The organism is Paenibacillus sp. LT-B23 (assembly GCF_059417685.1).
Genome location: NZ_JBSQBM010000008.1, coordinates 72914 through 93598 on the forward strand (window position 1 = coordinate 72914; position 20685 = coordinate 93598).

The 20685-nt window shown below is 49.5% G+C and carries 17 protein-coding genes and 1 riboswitch; of the genes, 3 read left to right on the plus strand and 14 right to left on the minus strand.

Annotation, left to right across the window (positions count from 1 at the left end; translation table 11 throughout):
- Positions 1-65: 65 nt before the first annotated feature.
- The 3 genes from ACWXW9_RS11740 to ACWXW9_RS11750 form a co-directional block, all read right to left on the minus strand.
- Positions 66-1979 (minus strand): beta-glucoside-specific PTS transporter subunit IIABC, encoded by a 1914-nt coding sequence (locus ACWXW9_RS11740; protein ID WP_494929544.1) that lies wholly within the window; start codon positions 1977-1979, stop codon positions 66-68.
- A gap of 166 nt (positions 1980-2145) precedes the next feature.
- Positions 2146-2979 carry a BglG family transcription antiterminator LicT gene (gene licT, locus ACWXW9_RS11745; protein ID WP_494929545.1) on the minus strand — a complete coding sequence of 278 codons (834 nt, stop codon included), beginning with the start codon at positions 2977-2979 and terminating at the stop codon, positions 2146-2148.
- Between the two features lie 324 nt (positions 2980-3303).
- Positions 3304-4539: a PTS transporter subunit EIIC gene (locus ACWXW9_RS11750; RefSeq protein WP_494929546.1), complete on the minus strand. Its 1236-nt coding sequence runs from the start codon at positions 4537-4539 to the stop codon at positions 3304-3306.
- 505 nt (positions 4540-5044) lie between these two features.
- Here ACWXW9_RS11750 and ACWXW9_RS11755 point away from each other — a divergent pair.
- Positions 5045-6745, plus strand: a complete 1701-nt coding sequence (locus tag ACWXW9_RS11755; protein WP_494929547.1) for a methyl-accepting chemotaxis protein — start codon at positions 5045-5047, stop codon at positions 6743-6745.
- A 99-nt stretch (positions 6746-6844) separates the two neighbouring features.
- Here the strand turns inward: ACWXW9_RS11755 and ACWXW9_RS11760 are convergent, their stop codons facing one another.
- From ACWXW9_RS11760 to cobD, 10 genes are all read right to left on the minus strand, one after another.
- On the minus strand, positions 6845-8461 hold the full coding sequence (locus tag ACWXW9_RS11760) for a cobyric acid synthase (RefSeq protein WP_494929548.1): 1617 nt from the start codon (positions 8459-8461) through the stop codon (positions 6845-6847).
- 39 nt (positions 8462-8500) lie between these two features.
- On the minus strand, positions 8501-9373 hold the full coding sequence (gene cobS, locus ACWXW9_RS11765) for an adenosylcobinamide-GDP ribazoletransferase (RefSeq protein ID WP_494929549.1): 873 nt from the start codon (positions 9371-9373) through the stop codon (positions 8501-8503).
- Positions 9370-9990 carry a bifunctional adenosylcobinamide kinase/adenosylcobinamide-phosphate guanylyltransferase gene (locus ACWXW9_RS11770; RefSeq protein WP_494929550.1) on the minus strand — a complete coding sequence of 207 codons (621 nt, stop codon included), beginning with the start codon at positions 9988-9990 and terminating at the stop codon, positions 9370-9372. The genes cobS and ACWXW9_RS11770 overlap by 4 nt, the downstream gene beginning before the upstream one ends.
- On the minus strand, positions 9987-11057 hold the full coding sequence (cobT, locus tag ACWXW9_RS11775; RefSeq protein ID WP_137062085.1) for a nicotinate-nucleotide--dimethylbenzimidazole phosphoribosyltransferase: 1071 nt from the start codon (positions 11055-11057) through the stop codon (positions 9987-9989). Before cobT ends, ACWXW9_RS11770 begins: the two co-directional genes overlap by 4 nt.
- A 76-nt stretch (positions 11058-11133) precedes the next feature.
- Positions 11134-12000: an ABC transporter ATP-binding protein gene (locus ACWXW9_RS11780; protein WP_494929551.1), complete on the minus strand. Its 867-nt coding sequence runs from the start codon at positions 11998-12000 to the stop codon at positions 11134-11136.
- Positions 11997-13043 (minus strand): FecCD family ABC transporter permease, encoded by a 1047-nt coding sequence (locus ACWXW9_RS11785; protein WP_494929552.1) that lies wholly within the window; start codon positions 13041-13043, stop codon positions 11997-11999. Before ACWXW9_RS11785 ends, ACWXW9_RS11780 begins: the two co-directional genes overlap by 4 nt.
- Positions 13040-14044 carry an ABC transporter substrate-binding protein gene (locus ACWXW9_RS11790; RefSeq protein WP_494929553.1) on the minus strand — a complete coding sequence of 335 codons (1005 nt, stop codon included), beginning with the start codon at positions 14042-14044 and terminating at the stop codon, positions 13040-13042. Before ACWXW9_RS11790 ends, ACWXW9_RS11785 begins: the two co-directional genes overlap by 4 nt.
- Positions 14045-14250: 206 nt before the next feature.
- Positions 14251-14443, minus strand: a riboswitch (cobalamin riboswitch).
- A 124-nt stretch (positions 14444-14567) separates the two neighbouring features.
- Positions 14568-15338, minus strand: a complete 771-nt coding sequence (locus tag ACWXW9_RS11795; RefSeq protein WP_494929661.1) for a histidine phosphatase family protein — start codon at positions 15336-15338, stop codon at positions 14568-14570.
- Positions 15339-15379: 41 nt separating this feature from the next.
- On the minus strand, positions 15380-16351 hold the full coding sequence (gene cbiB / locus ACWXW9_RS11800; protein WP_494929554.1) for an adenosylcobinamide-phosphate synthase CbiB: 972 nt from the start codon (positions 16349-16351) through the stop codon (positions 15380-15382).
- Positions 16341-17444, minus strand: a complete 1104-nt coding sequence (gene cobD, locus ACWXW9_RS11805) for a threonine-phosphate decarboxylase CobD (protein ID WP_494929555.1) — start codon at positions 17442-17444, stop codon at positions 16341-16343. The genes cbiB and cobD overlap by 11 nt, the downstream gene beginning before the upstream one ends.
- A 163-nt stretch (positions 17445-17607) precedes the next feature.
- Between cobD and lplA the strand changes: the two genes are divergently transcribed.
- Both lplA and ACWXW9_RS11815 read left to right on the plus strand, forming a co-directional pair.
- Positions 17608-18609, plus strand: a complete 1002-nt coding sequence (lplA, locus tag ACWXW9_RS11810) for a lipoate--protein ligase (RefSeq protein ID WP_494929556.1) — start codon at positions 17608-17610, stop codon at positions 18607-18609.
- A gap of 162 nt (positions 18610-18771) precedes the next feature.
- Positions 18772-19572, plus strand: coding sequence for a Cof-type HAD-IIB family hydrolase (locus ACWXW9_RS11815; protein WP_494929557.1), 801 nt, complete (start codon positions 18772-18774; stop codon positions 19570-19572).
- Positions 19573-19684: 112 nt separating this feature from the next.
- Here ACWXW9_RS11815 and ACWXW9_RS11820 read toward each other — a convergent pair whose 3' ends face one another.
- The gene (locus ACWXW9_RS11820; protein ID WP_494929558.1) at positions 19685-20596 is read right to left on the minus strand and encodes a DMT family transporter; all 912 of its coding nucleotides are present in this window, start codon (positions 20594-20596) and stop codon (positions 19685-19687) included.
- Positions 20597-20685: the final 89 nt, after the last annotated feature.

A 20685-nucleotide genomic window follows, 5' to 3' on the forward strand; every position in this document is an offset into this window, starting at 1 on the left:
AAAAAAAACAGCAAGCCTTCATACTTCGAAGACTTGCTGCCTGCTATTCAATACTTGTTCCTGCCTTAGACAATCACTTTATATAGAAGCTCCTGCTTCTTGATATCCTTGTTCTGTTGTCCAGCTGTATCCAATTCACTATATTCAGCTACATTGGTAACAATAACGGGCGTGATTGTCTCGTAACCCGCTTTGCGAATTTCCTCCAGATCAAACTCTAGTATCAGGTCACCCACTTGCACACGATCTCCTGATTTAACATGAGGTGTAAAATGAAGACCTTTCAGCTTAACTGTATCCATGCCGACATGTATGAGCATTTCAAGTCCAGAATCACTTACCAGCCCTACAGCATGTCCGCTTTTTGAAATGGAGAATACGGTACCTTCCACCGGAGAAACAACCTTTCCTTCCGAAGGCTCAATAGCCAGCCCTCTACCCATAATTTCTTGGGAAAATGCAGGGTCATTTACTTCACTTAACGGCTTAACCTCGCCCATAATCGGGCTGTAGACAGGGATTTCAGATCCTTTTGGCAACGAATTTACAACTGTAGGTACCACATTATCTACAGCTTCGGAAGCTTCGTTTGCTCCTGTACCTGCATCTGTTGATGTTCCAGCTTCTTCCTTCACATCTTCAAAGCCCAGGAAATAGGTAATCACTGTAGCAGCCACAAAAGCAATCACGAGACCAAGGATTGCGTACAAGAAAGTCGGTCCAATAAACATCGCCAGACCAGGCAAACCAACCAATCCACCCATGACATACGCTTTTGTGCCAAACAGGCTCATGAAGCCCCCGCCGATGGCTCCCCCGATCAGCGCTGCCGTAAATGGTTTTTTAAACCGCATGTTTACACCATACATTGCAGGCTCGGTTACACCCATAATAGCTGTCAAACTCGTGGAGAAAGCCACTGTTTTGACTTTGTCATTTTTGGATTTTAAGAATACACCCAGTGCAGCACCAGCCTGAGCCAGGTTGGCTGCTCCCATAATCGGAATCATATAGTCAAAGCCCAACGTTGCAATAGAACCGATCATGATCGGAACCAACGCGTAGTGCATACCTGTCATGATGATCAGGGAGAAAGTACCGCCAAGCAGCAACCCTGCAAGGGCACCTGTATTTTCAAACAACCAAGAGATACCGCCAGACAAGCCATTACCAATAATCGAGCCCAACGGCCCTACAGCAATCAACGTCAAAGGTACAATAATCAACAGAGTCAGTGTCGGAACAACAAGCAACTTCAGTGATGCATGCGTATATTTATCAATGAATTTTTCAACATAGGACGCCACCCAGATAGCAATAACGATTGGAATAACGGTCGAAGCATAAGTTGCCGCCGTCACCGGAAGACCGATAAAGCTAACTTTTACATTGGATGCCAGTAATGCTGTAATCGTCGGGTGTAAAATGGAAGCTCCTATCGCCGCCGCGATAAACATATTGCTGCCAAGTTTTCTAGCAGCACTCACAGCCAGAATAATCGGCAGGAAATAGAATGCACCGTCCCCAATTGCCGCTAAAATCGTATAGGTTTGGCTCTTATCGGACATCCAGTGCATTGCGACTAAAAGGGCTATAATCCCTTTGATCATACCTGCGCCAGTAATCGCTGGCAAAATAGGTGTGAACATACCCGCGATAAAATCAAACAGCTTGCTGACCGGGTTTTGTTTTTTCTTGGATGCAGTGCTTGTACCTGTTTCAGTCTGCGGTGCCTTGGACATGTTACTAACCAATGATTTGTAGACATTAGCTACATCATTGCCGATGATAACCTGGAACTGACCGCCACTTTCCATAACCCCCATAACGCCTTCTGTTTTTTGCAGTTGTTCTTTTTGAGCCTTCTTGTCGTCATGAAGGTTAAAGCGCAAACGGGTCATACAGTGAACTACTTGTTCAACGTTTTCTTCACCACCAACCAGTGTAAGTATCTCTTTGGATAATTGATTTCGATCCATGAGGTGTTCCTCTTTTCTTTTAAGGTATGAAATGCGCAAATTGGCAATAAAAAAAACCTGAATACAGAAAGCAGAAGGCTTTAGTATAAGCCAATCTTCTTTCAGCATTCAGGTTTTGCCTTCTGGTTTAGAAGTAGCAATCCTAAATCCCTGATCATACATGAAATCATTGATTTTTAATGATACGTTCGATATGAATGGTGAGGTACAACATCTCATCCTGGGACAAGCTCCGACCATAGATTTTAGTGGTATAATCTCTTATTTTTTCCGCACAGGCATAGGCATTCTTATACTGCACCTTGACCATATCATGAAGGGAATTGTCCGTACTTTGTACAGGAGTTCCGTTCATCACCCGTTGAGCAAAAAATTTGAGATGTGTAATAAAGCGGTAGTAGCTTAACGACTCTTCATCCAGTTCCATTACGAAAAAGCGACTCACAATGTTCATGATATCCTTGACGATGTTAGTCAGGGTTATCGTTTCGCGCATTTCGCTGTTGAGCTGAGCATTCACCAGATGCAGGGCGATGAAGGCTCCTTCATCATCCGGAAGCGTAACTCCCAGCTTGTCCTGAATCATATGCAGTGCTTTGGTCCCAATCGAAAATTCCTTGCGGTACATTCGTTTGATTTCCCAGAAAAGGGCGTTTTTTATATCCATCCCCAAACGATAACGCTCTATGGCAAAATGGATATGATCCGTTAGCGAAATGTAGATGCTGTCATGCAATTCCACACCGAGTATCGTTTTGGCATATTGAATGATCTCATCAGAAATTTCAACATATTCAATAGGGATATCAGACATCAGGGTCATCAGTTTGCGGGAAACCTCGGTGCTTTCAAGCTTAAAGATTTTCTCAATATGCCCTTCATCAATCTCATCGCCTGTGCTTTTTTTAAAAGCAATGCCTCTTCCCATAATGACTAATTCTTTCTGCTGCTCATCAATGACCGTTACGACATTATTATTCAGCACCTTTGCTATCTTCATTCCATCACCTTAGGCCGCTTGGAGTAGTAAAAAAAGGCAATACCAAAACTGACACTTAGTGCCTGCTTATGGTTTTGCCTGATATGATCAGTAACAATCCACGAATGTGCAGTTTTGAATAACTGTCATCATAATATCATATTAGCACTGAGCTGACAAGATTTTTTTGTAAACACTTTCATAAGGTACCTAGGCGAGCGGCAACACCAAATCACTGACGTTAATCAGCATGATGGTGCTGCCGGGTGTCCGATTTTGAAGTTAGAAAACATGTTCGCCCAATGTGTGGAATGACACGTCCTGCGACGGTTTATTCGAAGTCACCTAGCTGTTTGCACTCTTTTCCACAACCAAGTCCGAAGCTGTGCTGAGGCCAGATGCAGTTGCTCCTTTGGAGTGTTCCTCTTGTTCATCCGCAAAGCCCATGAAATACGTAATTACACCAGCCGTAACAAACGAAATGACCATACCCAAAACGGCATACACAAGCGTGGAGTCAGTAACCAACGGTAAAGTCATTAGTCCGTATAAGCCTGAAAAGGCTGTGAGCGCTGTTTCAAAAAAACACATAAACGCCCCACCAATAGCCCCGCCGATCAGCGCGGCAAGAAACGGTTTTCTGAAACGCACATTAACACCATACATGGCCGGTTCAATGATTCCCAACATGGCTAACAAGCCTGTGGTTGCGGCCAGCGCCTTGACTTTGGAATTTTTGGATTTAATACATACGCCGAACGCCGCCCCCGCTTGAGCCATAACCGCCGCCACCATGACAGGAGCAATATAATCATAGCCCGTCGCAGCAACGGATTCCAGCATATCGTTCACCAGCATATATTTCATGCCCGAAAAATGAAGCAAAGGTATAGTGCCTCCATACAGCAGACCCGCCAATACTTCCGAATTGAAGAAGAACAATGAAGAAAATTCTTCTGACAATGTATGAGCCAGGGTAGTCCACAGCGGACCGAAAACAAACAGCAATAAAGGCACTATAATGATGAGTGTCCACGTTGGGGCAACCAGTAGCTTAATGGAATAGCGATTTAATTTGCCCAATCCTTGCTCAATCTTCGCTGCAAGCCAAACGGCAATAAGGATCAGTATAAAGGAAGAAATATACTGGGGCTCCGCCACTGGTAAACTGGTCGAGCTAATCTCTTTAGCGGACTTCAGCACTTCCGTAAGGCTGGGAAAAAACGAGCATCCCCCGATGACTGCTGCAATAAATATATTGCTGCCAAGCTTTTTGGCTGCGCTTACTGCCACCATAAAGGGTAGAAGATAAAATACTATTCCGCTTACGTACATTACAATTGTAAAAATTTTAAAATTAGAATCAATATCCAGATACAACAAGACAGAAGCTACCACCTGAATGATTCCCGCCCCGATCAGTGCCGGCAGGATTGAAGTAAATACGCCCGAAATAAAATCAAACAGTCGACTTATCGGATTTCCCTTTGTGACCGTTTTATCGCTACCGGAAGTGGGCTCCTGTTTGTCTTCTCCTCCTGCCTGCGAACTCATTTCTTTGGAAAGTAAATCCTGATTCATAAAAGCCTTTTCCCCTTTTTTATGTATATTGAAGGCCACATTCGTACTTATATATAACTCTTACAGGAAGTACATGGAAGGTGACATTCCTTATACTACTTTCATTACTTCTTTTTTACAATAGTTTTAAAAGAAGGGATGAGATATTTATTTTCGTGCTCCATATAATCACTCCACCTAAACACCCATGACCATAGATATATATTTTTTGTTTGTTTTTGGGCAAATATGACTATTCAACCGCCTGTTAATTATGTAAAATAGGTCTAACCTACTTTTTAGTAACTCATGGATTACTTCCCTTTCTTGTTCTTGCCCCTTGAATACAGCTGAAATATACATAGAATCCGAACATTTTCAGTTTTTTCTTCAAGCAGAAAAGGAAAATAAGTAGATCATGACTTGTCTAATATCAAATTGGACAAGCGACCTACTTCAAGCAGGGAAATCTGTATATTTTCTTTTTAATACCAACTTGTCATCATCATGTGGGAGGAGATTTTTCATGCAGCGTTTTAACCGTTCCATTGGCGCAAGATTACGGATTATGATTTTATTGATTCTACTCTTTGCGTCCCTTCTGTTCAGTGTCAGTTTTTATGCAGTATCCATGAGTATCATTAATAACAGTGTCATTCCTCAGGTGGATCAAATGCTGGAAACTGGGGCCAAGAGTGTGTATCAGGATCTTAATATTTCTTTGGCAGTCCAGGCACAGCAAGGAAATGGTTCGGATTCCGGGTCTGGTATGCAGATGGAATCTTATCTTCAGGATAAGGTTAACACTCTTAAGCTTGAATCGGCATATATCGCAGTGGTGAAAGATGGTAAGGCCGAGGTTATCGCAAGAAATGAAAAATCGTTATATAAGGTCAAGGATGCACTGGTTCCTGTGGAGGATATCAAAAAAGCAAAACAAGGCGAGATGAATGTTAGCGATATTTACAGCGATTCATACGGAGTACACAAAACCGCCTTCTTTGCCATATCGGGCAGTAACCTGGTCCTGGGTGTGAACGAGGACGTTGGCTTTGTGCAGGACAAATCCCAACAAATTTTATGGATTTGCATAGGTATTACAATTGCAACGCTCCTGCTGGGTGGAATTATTTCTACCATTGTCGTGCGCAAGGTTGTAGAGCCCATTGCAGAACTGGTTCGTCATAGTGAAAAAATTGCTCAAGGTGACCTGTCACAAGAACCGAAGGTTATCGGTAACAACGAAATTGCACAACTTGCCCGCAGCTTCCAATCCATGTCCCATAATCTGAAAGAAATGATCGGCCATGTGCTTTCCACATCCGATGCAGTTGTAAAAGGCTCGGACGAGCTGCTTCGCCGGACTGAAGCGATGGGGGGAAAAGTACAGGACTCTACTGTTGCCGCAGAGGAAGTGGCAAAGGGCAGTACCAGCATAGCTTCTGCTGCTGCCGAAAATGCACAGGCTATGGAGGAAATCGCACAAGGCGTTCAGCATATTGCCTCCTCTGCCAATGATGTATCCGATCAGATCAGTGAAGCAACTGAAGAAACAGTGAATGGTAATACGCTCGCTCAAAATGCCGTAGCCCAAATGTCGCAGGTAGGACAGGCTGCCGATGAGTCGCTTCGATACATCCATAGTATGAATGAGCGCTCCGAGGCCATCGGAAGCATCGTTTCGGCTATTTTTGACATTACAAAACAGATTCAAATGTTGTCCCTGAATGCCTCCATTGAGGCTGCACGTGCAGGTGAACATGGACGCGGCTTCGCCGTTGTAGCCGGAGAGGTTCGCAAGCTCGCCGAGCAGTCAAAAGAAGCGACACAGCAAATTTCCGATTACCTGGTAACCATTCAGGAAGTATCGCAGCAGTCCGTTGACTCTGTGACTCGGGTCAGCCGTGAAATTCATTCGGGAACGGAAATGGTGCAGCAAGCGAGTACAGCCTTTAATCAGCTAAGCCAGCTCATGCAAACGATCAATGCAACGATTCAGACAGTATCCGCAGCAACAGAGCAGGTATCCGCCAGCTCAGAGGAGGTATCGGCATCCGTGGAGGAGACAGCTCTCATCGCTGCCAATGCCCAGCATATGATTCAGGAAATCGGTTTTAATGCCGATGAGCAACTGAATGAAATGGAAGGCCACAGCGAGGTCGTACGCCAATTAAGCAAGCAAGCGACCGAACTGCAAAAAGCCGTACAAAAATTCAAAATCAACTAAGCTGAACTACAAGGAAAGAGGTATCTCTCGGCCACGAACACGGCTATGGAGGTACCTCTTTATTTTTAAAAGCGTATTTTATACGATCATCTATAAAGGTTATGAGTCCATCCCCATAATGCGGTAGATTCGGTCCATGTCCAAATGGGTCCGAACCACCTCTGCAACACGGTCAAACTCACGTTCCTTGGCTTCACGTACGGTAAAGGTGCTGTCCAGCACTGCCAAACCCTTGGCTTGTCTCAATCCATCCAGCCAGGAACGACGAAAACGATCATTATCAAACACACCATGCAAATAGGTACCCCATACTTTACCATCAGCTGTTCCCCAACCTTCATCAAAGGCCGTTCCCTCGCCGCGACGGATATGGAATAACGTATGCATTTGGTTCGTTCCCCCGGCACTATCTGTAGGCGCGTGTGGTTCCGTAACACATTCCGTAACGCCCATATGTATTTCATAGCCTTCAATCATCGGCGCGGGAGCAGAATCCGAATCGGGCGCAATTAGCAACAATGGGCAGTGATTAGACAAGGTTCCCTGTACGCGTACCGTTTGCTTTTCCTTTAAAAAGGTCGTGGATAGAGCCAGCCAGCCTAACCCTTCTGCCTGCTGCGGCAACCCAGATTCGACCGCTTCGGGATCAAACAAGGCTGTACCTAGCATCTGATAGCCTCCGCAAATGCCAACCAACTGCGTGCGTCCCGCATTCATAGCCTCCCGAATGTCCTGCTCCAGACCTCTTGTCCGCAATTCAAGCAGATCGCCAATCGTGTCCTTCGTCCCCGGTAAAATAATAGCGTCAGGTACACCCAGTTCTCCGGCCTCCGTGACATAACGTACACTCACATCCGGCTCTGCGGCCAAAGCATCGGTGTCTGTAAAATTGGAAATACGCGGATAACGAATGACCGCAATGTCCAGCGCTTTATCCTTTGCAGACAGCTTGGGCTTCTTGTCCAGCACCACGGAATCTTCTGCCTCAATGCGGATATCCGGTAGATAGGGCAGCACGCCGAGTACAGGAATACCGGTTCGTTCCTCCAGCCAGTCCAGCCCCGGCTGAAGCAGGGACAGATCCCCTCTGAACTTGTTAATGACGAATCCACGGATACGCTGCACCTCATGCGGCTCCAACAGCTCAATCGTTCCTACCAGAGAAGCGAAAACACCGCCACGGTCGATATCCGAAATAAGCAGCACTGGAGCGTCCGCCCAGCCCGCAAGATTCATATTTACAATATCGCGGTCCTTTAAATTAATTTCTGCCGGACTGCCTGCCCCTTCCATAAGCACAATGTCATAGGTATCACGCAGCCGATTCAGCGCATCCATGACCGTCTGCTTGGCTTGCGGCAAAAATTCCTTTCGGTAATCGGAAGCACTCATATATGCATAAGGTACACCGTGAACAACAATTTGTGAATGCATATCCTTGACCGGCTTGATCAAAATTGGGTTCATGTCGGTCGTTGCTTCAATACCGCAGGCTTCTGCCTGCACACCCTGAGCACGTCCAATTTCTTTGCCGTCCTCGGTGACATAAGAATTTAGCGCCATATTTTGTGACTTGAACGGTGCGGGACGATAGCCATCCTGCGTGAATATACGGCACAGTGCAGTGGTCACCACGCTTTTGCCCACATCCGATGCTGTGCCCTGAAGCATAAGCACTGCTGCGGGATTCGTGCGGGACGGTTCGAAATTTGACAATTGCCTCTTCCCCTTTTACCAATTCATTTAAAAATCTGCTTACAGTCCGTACAAAATCACAATAAACAGCAATAAAACGGTCTCCAGCAATTCGTTCAAGGCACCGTAAATATCCCCTGTCAGTCCACCCAAACGACCGTTAATACGGCTTGCTGTGAAGCTTCCAACACCATTAGCCAGCAGCGGCAGCAGCAAAAAGCCTGTCCAAATGGCTAATTCGCCCGGATGGGAAAAGATTGACTGCCCATATGCTGTAAAAGATGTATTGCCCATGTCCATGCCGCCTGTTCCTGTGAACCATCCGGCAATGATAAATTGCCCTGCTGCTGCACCCAACGTGATGATTACAGCCCAGAACACAGCCAATCCGGCACGTCTGCCACTCATATCAGCAAAACGCGCCGCCAGTCCATCATCATTACGAGCTTTCGGCCAGCGCTTCATCGCGCTTACCATAAACCAGCGGCTCCAAACCATCGGAAGCAGCAATAAACCGGACAGATCCCGTTCAGAAAGCACCGTATACAGCAAAGAAGCCTTGAGCATAAGCAATAGCACACAAGCAATGACGCCCATCGCCCCTACACGGCTATCCTTCATAATCTCCAGCATCCGTTCACGGGAACGATAGCTGAACAAAGCATCAGCGGCATCCATCCAGCCGTCCAGATGCAGCCCGCCCGTGAGCCACACCCAAACGGCAAGGGTAAGAACTGCACATGGTAACGGCGGCAATACCAGAGAAGCAAGCACTGCAAAGCACCATACGATGAGGCCGATGACCATCCCTACCAACGGATAATAGCTTGCACTACGTTTCAGCAGCTCTGGCGAAAAATCCAGTTCTGCCTTAACTGGAAGACGGGACAAAAATTGAAAAGCAGCCGCAATCGCCTGACGTTCGCCGCTCATAGCTTGTATTCCAACTGTTTTAGTTCTACGGGAATGCCAGCCGTCACCAGAAATACCTCATCACAAAGGCGGGCGATCCGCTGATTCATCATCCCGCTTAAATCCCGATACAGCCGTCCAAGCGGATACTCGGGTACAATGCCGTCACCGACCTCATTGGTCACGATGACGAGCAGCCCTGGATACTGCTCCACGGCTGTCGCCAGATCATCCATGGCGGCACGGGCCGCAGCTGCGCCGTCCTCATCTGCGGCCAACAGCACGTTCGACAGCCAGAGGGTCAGGCAATCGATCAGCACCATGGGGGCAGGCGATGGCTGCGGTGCCTGGCTGACGTGCAGGTCGGTAGGATTGCTGCCTTGCGCAGCCAGCCGTGGCTCTACGCCGCTGCCCAGACGTAACAGCAGCTCCGGTAGCGCCTGCTCTTCCTCCAGCGTCTGCCAGTCATACCCGGCAGACTCGCGCTGGAGCCGATGAAGGGCGATACGGTCCTTCATCTCTACGTCATAGGCTTGCGCCGTTGCAATGTAGCAGGCGCGCGGGGCGCGCGACATGCACAATCGCTCGGCAAAGCCGCTTTTACCGCTGCGTGCGCCGCCGGTCACGAGCGCCTTCATCGCTGCGCGGCTCCCTGACCGTCCGATACGCCTGCATCGGCAAAGGTCGCCATTTCGCGCATAATGCGGCACGCCGCATCAATCAGGTGCAGGCTAAGCGCACCGCCTGTGCCCTCTCCAAGCCGCATGTCCAGATGAAGCATCGGCTCCAGCTTGAGCTCGCGAAGCACCGCCGCATGCCCGCGCTCGTCCGAGGCGTGCGAAGCGAGCATGTACGCTGCGCTTGCAGGCGCAAGTGTACGCGCAGCAAGCGCAGCTGCGCCGGAGATAAAGCCGTCCAGCACGACCGGACAGCGATGAGCGGCTGCGCCGAGGATGACGCCTGCCAATGCGGCAATCTCCAAACCGCCGACCTTGGTCAGTACGTCAAGGGCGTCGTTCCCGTCTGGCTGGTTCACGTCCAATGCGCGGCAGACGACCGCTATTTTACGGGTCAGCCCAGCCGAATCCACACCTGTGCCCCGACCGACGATTATTTCTGGCTCCAGCCCGGTAAGAGCACATACGACCGCAGCGCTGGCCGTCGTATTTCCAATGCCCAGCTCTCCGGTTACGAATAATCGTGTGCCGCCTTTGACTGCTTCCGCCACGGCTTCAGCTCCAGCCAAAATCGCTTGCTCGGCTTCCGTACGCAGCATCGCCGGCCCCTTCGCCATGTTTGCGGTACCCATACGCACCTTACGGTTCACCAGATCCGCATGAGCGACATCTGCGTTCACACCCACGTCTACCACTTTGACATCTGCTCCTGCATGACGTGCCAGCACGTTAATTGCCGCGCCACCGGACAGCATGTTATACAGCATTTGCTGTGTAACCTCAGCCGGGAAGGCGCTGACCCCCTCTTCACACACACCATGATCCGCTGCCATGACCATAACCGTTTTGCGGTTAAACTCAGGCTTGTCCACCCCCGTAATGCCTGCCAACTGTATAGCCAGACTTTCCAGCTTTCCAAGACTCCCCGGTGGCTTCGTTAATTGGTCCAAATGCTCCGAGGCCGCCAAGGCTGCCGCCCCGTCCTGCTGTGCAATGCTGGCGATCAACTGCTGTAATTTTTCGTTCATGCCCTTCACTCCCTGCTCCCTATATGTGTTTAGCGATCTCATCATAAATTCTGTTTCTTCAATGACTTTACTCAAATTACTCCAGTCGTTCGCCCCGACCAGTTGCATCCCGTGCACTTCTCCGCAGTAAAAGCTGCGGCACACCACTATCCGGATGAGGTAACATTACAGGCTCAACACCATACACAAAGCGAATTCGTTCCTCCGTTAACAGCTCTGATGAAGCTCCTAACCCCTCAACCATTCCGTCCTTGAGCACAAGCAAGTCATCACAAAACTGGGCAGTCAAATTGAGATCATGCAGGACAGAGATAATCGTCACGCCCGTTTCCCGCCGCCATTCCGCCAGCAGCTCCATAAATTCAAGCTGATAGCGCAGATCCAGATAGGTTGTAGGCTCATCCAGCAGCAAAATCTGTGGCTCCTGCACCATCACCTTCGCCAAAGCCACGCGCTGCCGCTGTCCCCCGCTCAAACGGTCTAACGACCTGTCCGCCAAGTCGGTAAGATCCAGCCTCTCCAGCACACGATCCGTAATGATTCCCGGGTCCATCCCTTTTTCCTTATCCACCTTTTCTCTACCAAACCAGTCCTGATGGGGAAAGCGTCCCATTTCCACAACTTCCCTTACCGTGTAACCCACCGGGGGGAGCCCCTCCTGCTGGAGCACAGCTACAAGACGGGAAAGCTCTTTTCTGCCATAGCTACTGACCTTTTTACCATATACAAGAACGTTTCCCGAAGTCGCGTGATCCACACCGGAAAGCAGATGCAGCAACGTCGACTTTCCACTCCCGTTCGGGCCGATAATGCCCCACCAATCTCCTTCGTCTACGCTCCAGCTTATATTTTTTAACGCATGGAATTCCCCAAAATCACGAGTCAGACTGGCAATCTCCAACGCCCGGACTCGCGATGCCTGTGGTCCATTTGCTTCCTTCACAGCAATCCCCCCCTGCGCAGCTTCTTGTTCCGGTACAGGAGATATGCGAAGAACGGTGCACCGACAAAGGCGGTCATAACACCAAGTGGAATTTCGGTCGGAGCCAGTAGCGTACGTGCCGCAGTATCGGCCCAAGCCATAAAAATAGCCCCGCCCAGCGCGGATAACGGAACAATCATCCGATAGTCGGGACCCGTCACCAAACGGATGATATGCGGTACAACAAGTCCCACAAAGCCAATCACTCCGCATACCGAGACAGCCGCGGCTGTCAGCAGCGTGGATATGATCAGAACAGATAACTTCGTTGCATCTACATTAACCCCCATATGAGCCGCCTGACGTTCACCCAAGGCCAGAATGTTCAGCACTCGTGCCCGGTTCCACAGAAACACCAGCCCAATGACCACATAAGGCAAAAGGATGCCTGTATACGACCAGCCGCGCAGACTGAGGCTTCCCATTGTCCAGTACAATATTTCATTGACCGTCTCCCTGGACATGGCTGTCAGAAAGGAAACGACGGCTCCCAAAAAAGATTGCATCACCACGCCCGATAAAATAAGGCTTTGCGTCGGAATTTTGCCGCCTTCCCTCGCCAGTGTCAGCACCATCCACAACGTCAGCATTCCGGTCGTAAACGCCACCAGCGGCAGTGTCCATACGCCTACAAACGAAAATTGAAGCCCCCAATAAATCAGCACTGCTGCCCCTACCGAAGCACCCGAGGATACCCCCAGCGTGTAAGGATCAGCCAGCGGATTGCGCAGCACACCCTGAAATCCGGCTCCCGCCAGCGCAAGCGCTGCGCCTACCAGCATACCCAGTAACACACGCGGCAGTCTGACCTTCAAAATAATCTGCTCTGTGGATGTATTCCAATCCGGTGTAATCGTCTCACCTAACCACGGCAGATGGTTGACCAGAATACCCGCGATTTGGCTGACGGGAAGCTTGGCCGAGCCGATGCCAAGACAAAGCAGCAGCGTCAGCAGCAATAAAGCAAGACCTGCCCCTCCAAAGCCAATCAGTCTACGATTCATTTGAAAATTTCAGGATACACGCCCTTGGCCACTTCCTTGAGACCTTCCGTTACGCGCGGACCCGGACGACTGATCAGATTATCATCCACGGCAAACACCCGGTTGAGACGAACAGCCGATATTTGATCCCATCCACTGCGGGCTTTGATGATATCGCCGAGCGTTTGGCCTGTTTTGTCGTCCTTGACATTTTTGCTGTATAAAATGACGTCCGGATTGGCCGCAATAATATTTTCCTCACTGATCTGGTACCAGCCCTTTTGGGTTGCAGCGACATTTTCCCCGCCCGCCAAAGAAATCAGCTCGTCCATAAACTCGCCCTTGCCGACTGTCCAACCGGGTGAAAATTCGACGTATACTCTCAGCTTCTGCCCTTTACCGATATTTTTAACACCGTTTTTTACTTCCGCTACATCTGCTCTCATCTTGTCGGTTACCGCTCTCGCTTCTTTCTGATGGTCGGTGATTTTCCCATATAGTTCAATATTAGCCATGACATCTTCAAGCGTTTTCGGCTCGGTTTTAAAAATCATGATTCCCAGGTCACGCAGCTTGGTCGTCGCCTGCTCACTGAGCGATATTCCTGCAAAAACGACTTCGGGATTCGCGGCGATGATCGCCTCTTCATTCGGCTTCATAATACCGCCCACTTTGGGCTTCTTCGTAGCCGCTTCCGGGTAATCGGAATAGTCGGATACGCCGACAATTTCCTTATCCAGTCCAATGGCGAACAGCGCCTCGGTTTCAGCCGGGGAGACGGAAACGATTTTGTCCGGCGCTTTTTTGAACGTAAAGTCCTGCCCGGTCGCATCCTTAATGGTCAACGGGTAGACCGTTTTGCCCGGAGGCTCCTGGGCGGCTGCTGTCTGTCCCGGTTGCTGTGAGACTAGATCCCCTTTATTTTCAGCGTTCTTTCCGTTAGCTCCACATGCACTCAGCACAACCGCCAAGACCAGAGTCAATAAGCCTGTTGTCCAGACCTTTATTTTATTCCCTGCCATGATTTACACCCCTCCATATAAATTCTTTAAGAGCGTCACTTGAACATCATCCGATATCTGCTAAATCCAGCCTTTTTTTCCTTTCAAAAAACCCCTGCATCCTCAGATAAGGATACAGGGGTCACGTTAGCGCAGCTCATATGCAGGCGGCAGTTTCTTCCGCATGGACAGTCACTGCGAACACGTCATCCTTTCCTCGAAGGACTATGGTGACAGGCGGACGGGCAGGTATCCTGACTTACAGAAACATGCGACAGCCTGTTGCTCCTTCATGTGCTTTGGGCACATATAGCTGGGCTGGCTGGCATTTTTCCATTTACAGTGGCGGGACCGCGCCGGATTCACACCGGCTTCCCTTTTAACAGCGCACCGGAAAGAACCCGAGGGTTTCATCCCGCTGCGCCGACCTCGTCTGCTGGATATTTGATGTAGTGTTGGTCAAGCCGTTCTTTTACTTGATGATTATAGGTTAAAAAAGACTGGCTTACAACCCAAATTGCCTGTTCACCTGCCCCTATCTGACCTAAAAAGAAAGCACCTCTCCTATCCACTGGTGTCGCTCTCCCAGCCTCAACCGAATCGTAATTGCCGCTCCCGGCTTCGGATTCAGACTCCAAAAGTCATGATCCGGTACCAGCATACAAGCCAACTGACGAATCACTCCACCATGCGTGACGACCAGAACAGAAGGTGGAACACCAGACATGCCTGTTTTCTGAACATCCATCATTTTACGCCACTCATACAAAGAGTCTAGGAATTCATCGAGGCGGTTCACAAAGTCTGTCCAAGGCTCTCCCCCCGGCGGCGTAATTCGCTGCGGCTCATCAATCCACGCTCGATACAACGCCACATCCTTGAGCATGTCATACGTTTTTCCATCCCATTCCCCAAAATGAAGCTCTCTCAGACGTGGTTCCATGATGGCAGACCTAACGGAACTATTAGAAAGGAAACGTTCAGACTCCCATTTGGATGTCAGTTCCAACCGTGATTCCGGTTTCAATTCAAAGTGGGCTCCCTCTCCAAGCTCTGGTCCCAGTTCCGATTCCGGCAAAATGATCTGCAAGGTCTGACGACAACGTATCAAGTCACTGCAATAGATTCGGGCAAAGGAATGCCTCTGTAATTTTTCCCGCAAAGGCTCTAATTCTTGCTCTGCTCCCGGTAGCAATCCCAAATCGGAGTGCCCCAGGTATCGACGTTCCCTGTTCCATAAGGTAGTGCCGTGACGCACCAGCACAAGTTCCAAGTCCCACTGCTGATGTTCTGTAAAATAATGCTTCAAGGTCATATCGCTTCCTGCTCTATTGGCAGCGTTCGGTGTGTCACGCTTCACTGTATCCACCCCAGTGCATAGCATCCGGCGGACACGAACAGACACAATCCCGCAAACATGCTGGACACGGCAAACATCAGCCGGATCGTATGCCGGATATCATCCGGCTCCATCGGTCGCACCAGCTCTCCCATATATGCGCGAAAGGAGCGCACGCCATGATATACATTATAACCTCCGAGGCGAATCCCCAGTGCACCTGCAACTGCTGATTCCGGAAAGCCGCTGTTTGGACTGGGATGCAGCCGCGCATCTCGCCTTACCGTACGCCAGCTACGTCCAGCATCATGCCGATAAACCCACGCCGCTACTACCAGCATCCCCGCTGTCAGGCGTGCCGGAATGAAATTAGCGACATCATCCAGACGTGCCGAGGCCCAGCCCAATTGCAGATACTTTTCATTTTTGTAGCCAACCATGGAATCGAGGGTATTCACGGCACGATAAGCCAACGCTAATGGTGCTCCCCCGATCAGGGCATAAAAAAGCGGGGAAATAATCGCGTCCACGATGTTTTCAGCCACCGTTTCGACGGTACCGCGCGCAATCTCAGGCTCATCGAGCTGCTGCGTATCCCGCCCGACGATCATTCCCAGTTCCCGGCGTGCCGCAGGCAGATCACCCGCCTTTAATTCGCGATACACTGCCATTCCGGCGTCCTTTAGTCCTTTGGAAGCAATTGTGGTTGCGATCAGCACAATTTCCGCTCCGACAGACAGCCACGGATGAATCCAGGCAAGCAAGCGCAGTAACGTCCAGCCAAACGCGAAGGAGCCGCCCACCACAATTAGTGGCAGCAGCAAGCCAGCGCGTTTCAAACCACGGTCACTGTGAACCCGGTGGCGAATCGCCTTTTCCAAGGCAGAAATGGCATGTCCCATGCCGATGACCGGATGTGGCAACCACCTCGGATCGCCGATCAGCCTGTCCAGAAGATATGCAGCCATCATGATCAAGCTAACTGTCACGCCGCCGTTCCTCCTCCAGCACTTCACCCAATACAGACAATAGCATGCCGTTGGCTTCCGTGTCCTTGACTGCAATTCGAAAATGGCTCGCCGTTAGCCCCGGGTACATGGCACAGCTACGTATAAGAATCCCGCGCTGTCCAAGCGCCTGTTGAATGGCCGATGCGCTCCACGTCCCCGGTGCCCGTGCCAGCACGTAATTCGCTTCACCGGGGATGACACCGCAACCCCATTCCGCCAAAGCGGTCAGCAGACGGCTACGCTCCGTAGCAATCAGCTCCTGCGTGCGGCGCTCGTACGCCTCACCGCTCCGCAAACACGCCTCTCCGGCCAGCAACGCCATTCCGTTCACGCTCCAGGTCACCTGCTTGGCGGTCATTCGCCGGATGTAGTCCGGATGAGCAATCGCATAGCCCAAGCGCAAGCCCGGAATCGCATAAAATTTCGTCATCGACCGGATCAAAATCACATGGGGATACCGATCCAGCACAGGCAATAGTGAAATTTGCCGCTCCTGCGGGATAAAATCAATAAACGCTTCATCCACCACCAGCACGGTGTCCGTTTTTCCCGCCGCCTCTGCCAGCTCGCGCAGCTCCTGATCGCCGTATTGCACACCGTTCGGATTATTCGGCTGACCGAGAAACAGAACATCCACCTGCTCCATGAGCTGGAGTATGTCCTCCACATCCGCCTTCCATTGAAGCGAGGCCTTGCCGTACACCCTCCTTACCTCGGCTCCAAATTTGCCTGCCAGCTCGGCATATTCCGAAAAGCACGGCTCCACCGTGCCCACACGCTTGGGAGCCAGTCCCAGTAACAGCAACGCCATGCTCTCAGCCGCACCGTTTCCGATACTCAGCGACTCTGGTGGAACATGAAGTCGCCGCGCCAGCATATTTTTAAAATTCCGGTGTCCAGGGTCTGGATAGCGAACCACAGTGTCCAACGCGCTTTGCAGCACCTCAAGCACCTCCGGTGGCGGACCCAGCGGATTAATGTTCGCGCTAAAATCCACAAAATCCGCAACCGCCCCGCCGAATGTCGCCGCAGCCGTCTCCCTGTCCCCACCGTGACCGTAAACCTCTATCATTGCCTATCATCCTTTCCGGCCGTTCTGAATCATTAGCTCCATTATGGGGCTGCTTTTCGCGTCGCGTCAATGCAAATGAGCTTTTGTGTACATCGCTCACTTGGGTTACAATAGAAGGAGGTACACATAAAACTACACAGTTTATATATACGGAGGAATGGACATGCTGTTCATCGACAACCAGGGCATACACGATCCAGCCATTAATCTTGCCATTGAGGAGTACGCACTCAAGCATCTTCCGCTGGACGACAGCTATCTGCTGTTTTACATTAACCAGCCTTCTATTATTATAGGCAAGCATCAAAATACCATTGAAGAAATCAACGCCGAGTTTGTCAGAGATAACAACATTCAAGTCGTTCGTCGTCTGTCCGGTGGCGGGGCTGTATATCATGACCTCGGTAATTTAAATTTCAGCTTCATTACCAAGGATAACGGGGAGTCCTTTCATAATTTCCTCAAATTCACACAGCCTGTCATTGACGCCCTGCGCCAAATGGGTGTGGAAGCCGAAATGACCGGACGCAACGATCTTCAGGTCGGTGAGCGCAAAATTTCAGGGAACGCCCAATTTGCCACGCGCGGACGCATGTTCAGCCACGGTACATTGATGTTTAACCTGAACCTGGACAATGTGGCCGCATCACTGCATGCCAATCCCGAAAAGTTTAAATCCAAAAGTACTAAATCTGTCCGTAGCCGCGTCGCTAACATCAGCGAGCTAATGGACCGTGAGATGACCATTGAGCAATTCCGCGAGGAGCTGCTGCGTTACATATTCGATGCAGAGCTGGATCAGGTACCCCAATATAAGCTAACCGATGCCGACTGGGCCAAAATCCATGAAATTTCCGCTGAACGCTACCAATCGTGGGACTGGAACTACGGTCAATCCCCTGAAAGCAATATCAAGCACACACGTAAATTTCCGGTCGGCATTATTGATATCCGCATGGATCTCAAGGAAGGCCACATCCGTGATATTAAAATCTACGGCGATTTCTTCGGTGTGGGTGACGTCGCTGATATTGAAAATATTCTGCGCAGCAAACGCTACGATGAAAATGAGGTTCGTCAAGCCTTGTCCTCTCTTGATTTGAAGCATTATTTCGGAAATATTGAGCTGGACGATTTTGTAGGACTCGTATTTTTGGAAGACTAACATCCACTTTTTCCCATTGATTCAATCCAATTCTTCAGTGGTTATAAGGGGACAGGCTCTTAAAGGAGTCGTCCCTTTTTCATTGTGATATTGTCATTTTGAATATTGTAAGATACAATTTGGACATTGCCCCATGATAGAGATAAAGGAGAGAATACCGATATGTATAAATTAATTGCCATTGATATTGATGATACACTCATTAACGACCAAAAAGAAGTTACTCCTGCAACGCAATTGGCGCTTGAAGCCGCTGTAGCCAAAGGTGTCGTGGTTACACTTGCAACTGGACGTGCTTATGCATCTGCCAAACAACTCGCCCGCCAAACTGGCTTGAACGTTCCAATCATTACGTACCAAGGTGCCTTGATTAAAAACCTGCTGGACGAAAACGTGCTGTATGAGCGTTATGTTCCACTTGTGGCCGCACGTCGCTTGTATGAATTCTGCGTGGAACGCAATCTGCATCTGCAAACGTATATAGATGACAAATTGTACACACGTGAAGATAATCAGAAAATCAAAGATTACACCGCGCTAAACAATACGGAATATTTTGTAGAGCCTGTATTCAGCAAATTGGTAGAACTTCCTACGCCTAAAATGCTGATTATTGACGAGCCGGAAGTGCTGGACGAACTGATCCCTGAACTGCGCCAACTGCTCGGCAGTGAAGTGCATATTACCAAATCCAAGCCTCATTTTCTGGAAATTATGCATCATGAGGGCACCAAGGGCCATGCTCTTACGTTCCTTGCTAACCATTACGGCTGTGATCTGTCCGAAACGATTGCGATCGGCGACTCCTGGAACGATCACGAAATGCTCGAATGCGCGGGTCTCGGCATAGCGATGGAGAATGCCATTCCTGATTTGAAAAAGCTGGCTGATTACATTACTAGCAGCAATAACGAAGACGGTGTTAAGCACGCCATCGACAAATTCGTGCTGAATGCTGAATAAATTGAGATAAATAACACAACAACAAAACCTCCAAACGTCGCATGTTCAGTAACACGCGATAGCTTGGAGGTTTTTTCTGTCATATCATATGATGCCTAACAAATTCAAAATATCAGGCAGCAGAACGCACCTTTCGCCTGTTCACCAGACGGATAATTCCATTGTTCATAAGCATTAATCCGGTCACAATGAGCAGCACCCCTGCCAGCATCCACCAACTTACATGCTCTCCGTACACCAAGGCTCCCAATCCCACCGCAATCGGCGGTGAAATATACAACCACGTCGTCGGGAAAAGAGGATTTGTACGCTCCATGAGCCAGTAAAACAGTGTATGTGCAATCATCGAACCAAACAGAATCAGATACAATAAAGAACCCATGGCAGGAAGGTACTGCCACCCCTCAGAACTCCACGGCTCCGTAATTGCAGACAGTACTAGCAGCATCCATCCCCCATGGAGCATTTGCGCCGCATTCAGGGCAATCGGGTTCGTTTCCCGAAATACATCCATCACCCGCTTGGAATAAAGAGCTCCCCCGGAATAACAGAGCTCCCCCAGCAAAATGACAAGACATCCCGCCAGCCACAGGCCGCTGATCTGAACCGCCAATCCGGGAAGCACCACCAGCACCACGCCAAGAAAGCTGATCATGCAACCAATAACCGTAATCCGCGACGTTTTTTGCCTTAGAAGCAATGATTGCAAAATAACGATCATCATCGGTCCCGTGGCTGATAAAATGGCTCCGATGCCCGAACTGACATATTGCTCTGCCCAATACAAGGCCGAAAACGTACCGAAGGTCGTTCCAGCTCCAATGAATACCATTTCCTTCCGCCATAATAACGACCAGCGAACTTTTCCCATCAGCTTCATGGCGATAAACAATATAGCCCCTGCCGCGAAAAAACGTGCGCCTGCCGACAAAAACGGCGGAAGTCCCGCTTCTACCCCCACTTTTATAGCCAAAAACGTTGTACCAAAAATAAGACACATTACCATAAACGCGATACCAATCATGATACGTCCCTCTCCCTTCAGTTGCTTTCAAGCATACAGGGAGATAGACAGAACAGATGTGTAACCACAGAACAGTTGTATACGGTTTT

What these genes read in the sequence shown, in the direction of transcription:
- ACWXW9_RS11740 (WP_494929544.1), bottom strand. Translation starts at nt 1,979, where the DNA reads ATGGATCGAAATCAATTATCCAAAGAGATACTTACACTGGTTGGTGGT.
- licT (WP_494929545.1), bottom strand. Translation starts at nt 2,979, where the DNA reads ATGAAGATAGCAAAGGTGCTGAATAATAATGTCGTAACGGTCATTGAT.
- ACWXW9_RS11750 (WP_494929546.1), bottom strand. Translation starts at nt 4,539, where the DNA reads ATGAATCAGGATTTACTTTCCAAAGAAATGAGTTCGCAGGCAGGAGGA.
- ACWXW9_RS11755 (WP_494929547.1), top strand. Translation starts at nt 5,045, where the DNA reads ATGCAGCGTTTTAACCGTTCCATTGGCGCAAGATTACGGATTATGATT.
- cobS (WP_494929549.1), bottom strand. Translation starts at nt 9,373, where the DNA reads ATGAGCGGCGAACGTCAGGCGATTGCGGCTGCTTTTCAATTTTTGTCC.
- ACWXW9_RS11770 (WP_494929550.1), bottom strand. Translation starts at nt 9,990, where the DNA reads ATGAAGGCGCTCGTGACCGGCGGCGCACGCAGCGGTAAAAGCGGCTTT.
- cobT (WP_137062085.1), bottom strand. Translation starts at nt 11,057, where the DNA reads ATGAACGAAAAATTACAGCAGTTGATCGCCAGCATTGCACAGCAGGAC.
- ACWXW9_RS11785 (WP_494929552.1), bottom strand. Translation starts at nt 13,043, where the DNA reads ATGAATCGTAGACTGATTGGCTTTGGAGGGGCAGGTCTTGCTTTATTG.
- ACWXW9_RS11790 (WP_494929553.1), bottom strand. Translation starts at nt 14,044, where the DNA reads ATGGCAGGGAATAAAATAAAGGTCTGGACAACAGGCTTATTGACTCTG.
- ACWXW9_RS11795 (WP_494929661.1), bottom strand. Translation starts at nt 15,338, where the DNA reads ATGACCTTGAAGCATTATTTTACAGAACATCAGCAGTGGGACTTGGAA.
- cobD (WP_494929555.1), bottom strand. Translation starts at nt 17,444, where the DNA reads ATGATAGAGGTTTACGGTCACGGTGGGGACAGGGAGACGGCTGCGGCG.
- lplA (WP_494929556.1), top strand. Translation starts at nt 17,608, where the DNA reads ATGCTGTTCATCGACAACCAGGGCATACACGATCCAGCCATTAATCTT.
- ACWXW9_RS11815 (WP_494929557.1), top strand. Translation starts at nt 18,772, where the DNA reads ATGTATAAATTAATTGCCATTGATATTGATGATACACTCATTAACGAC.
- ACWXW9_RS11820 (WP_494929558.1), bottom strand. Translation starts at nt 20,596, where the DNA reads ATGATTGGTATCGCGTTTATGGTAATGTGTCTTATTTTTGGTACAACG.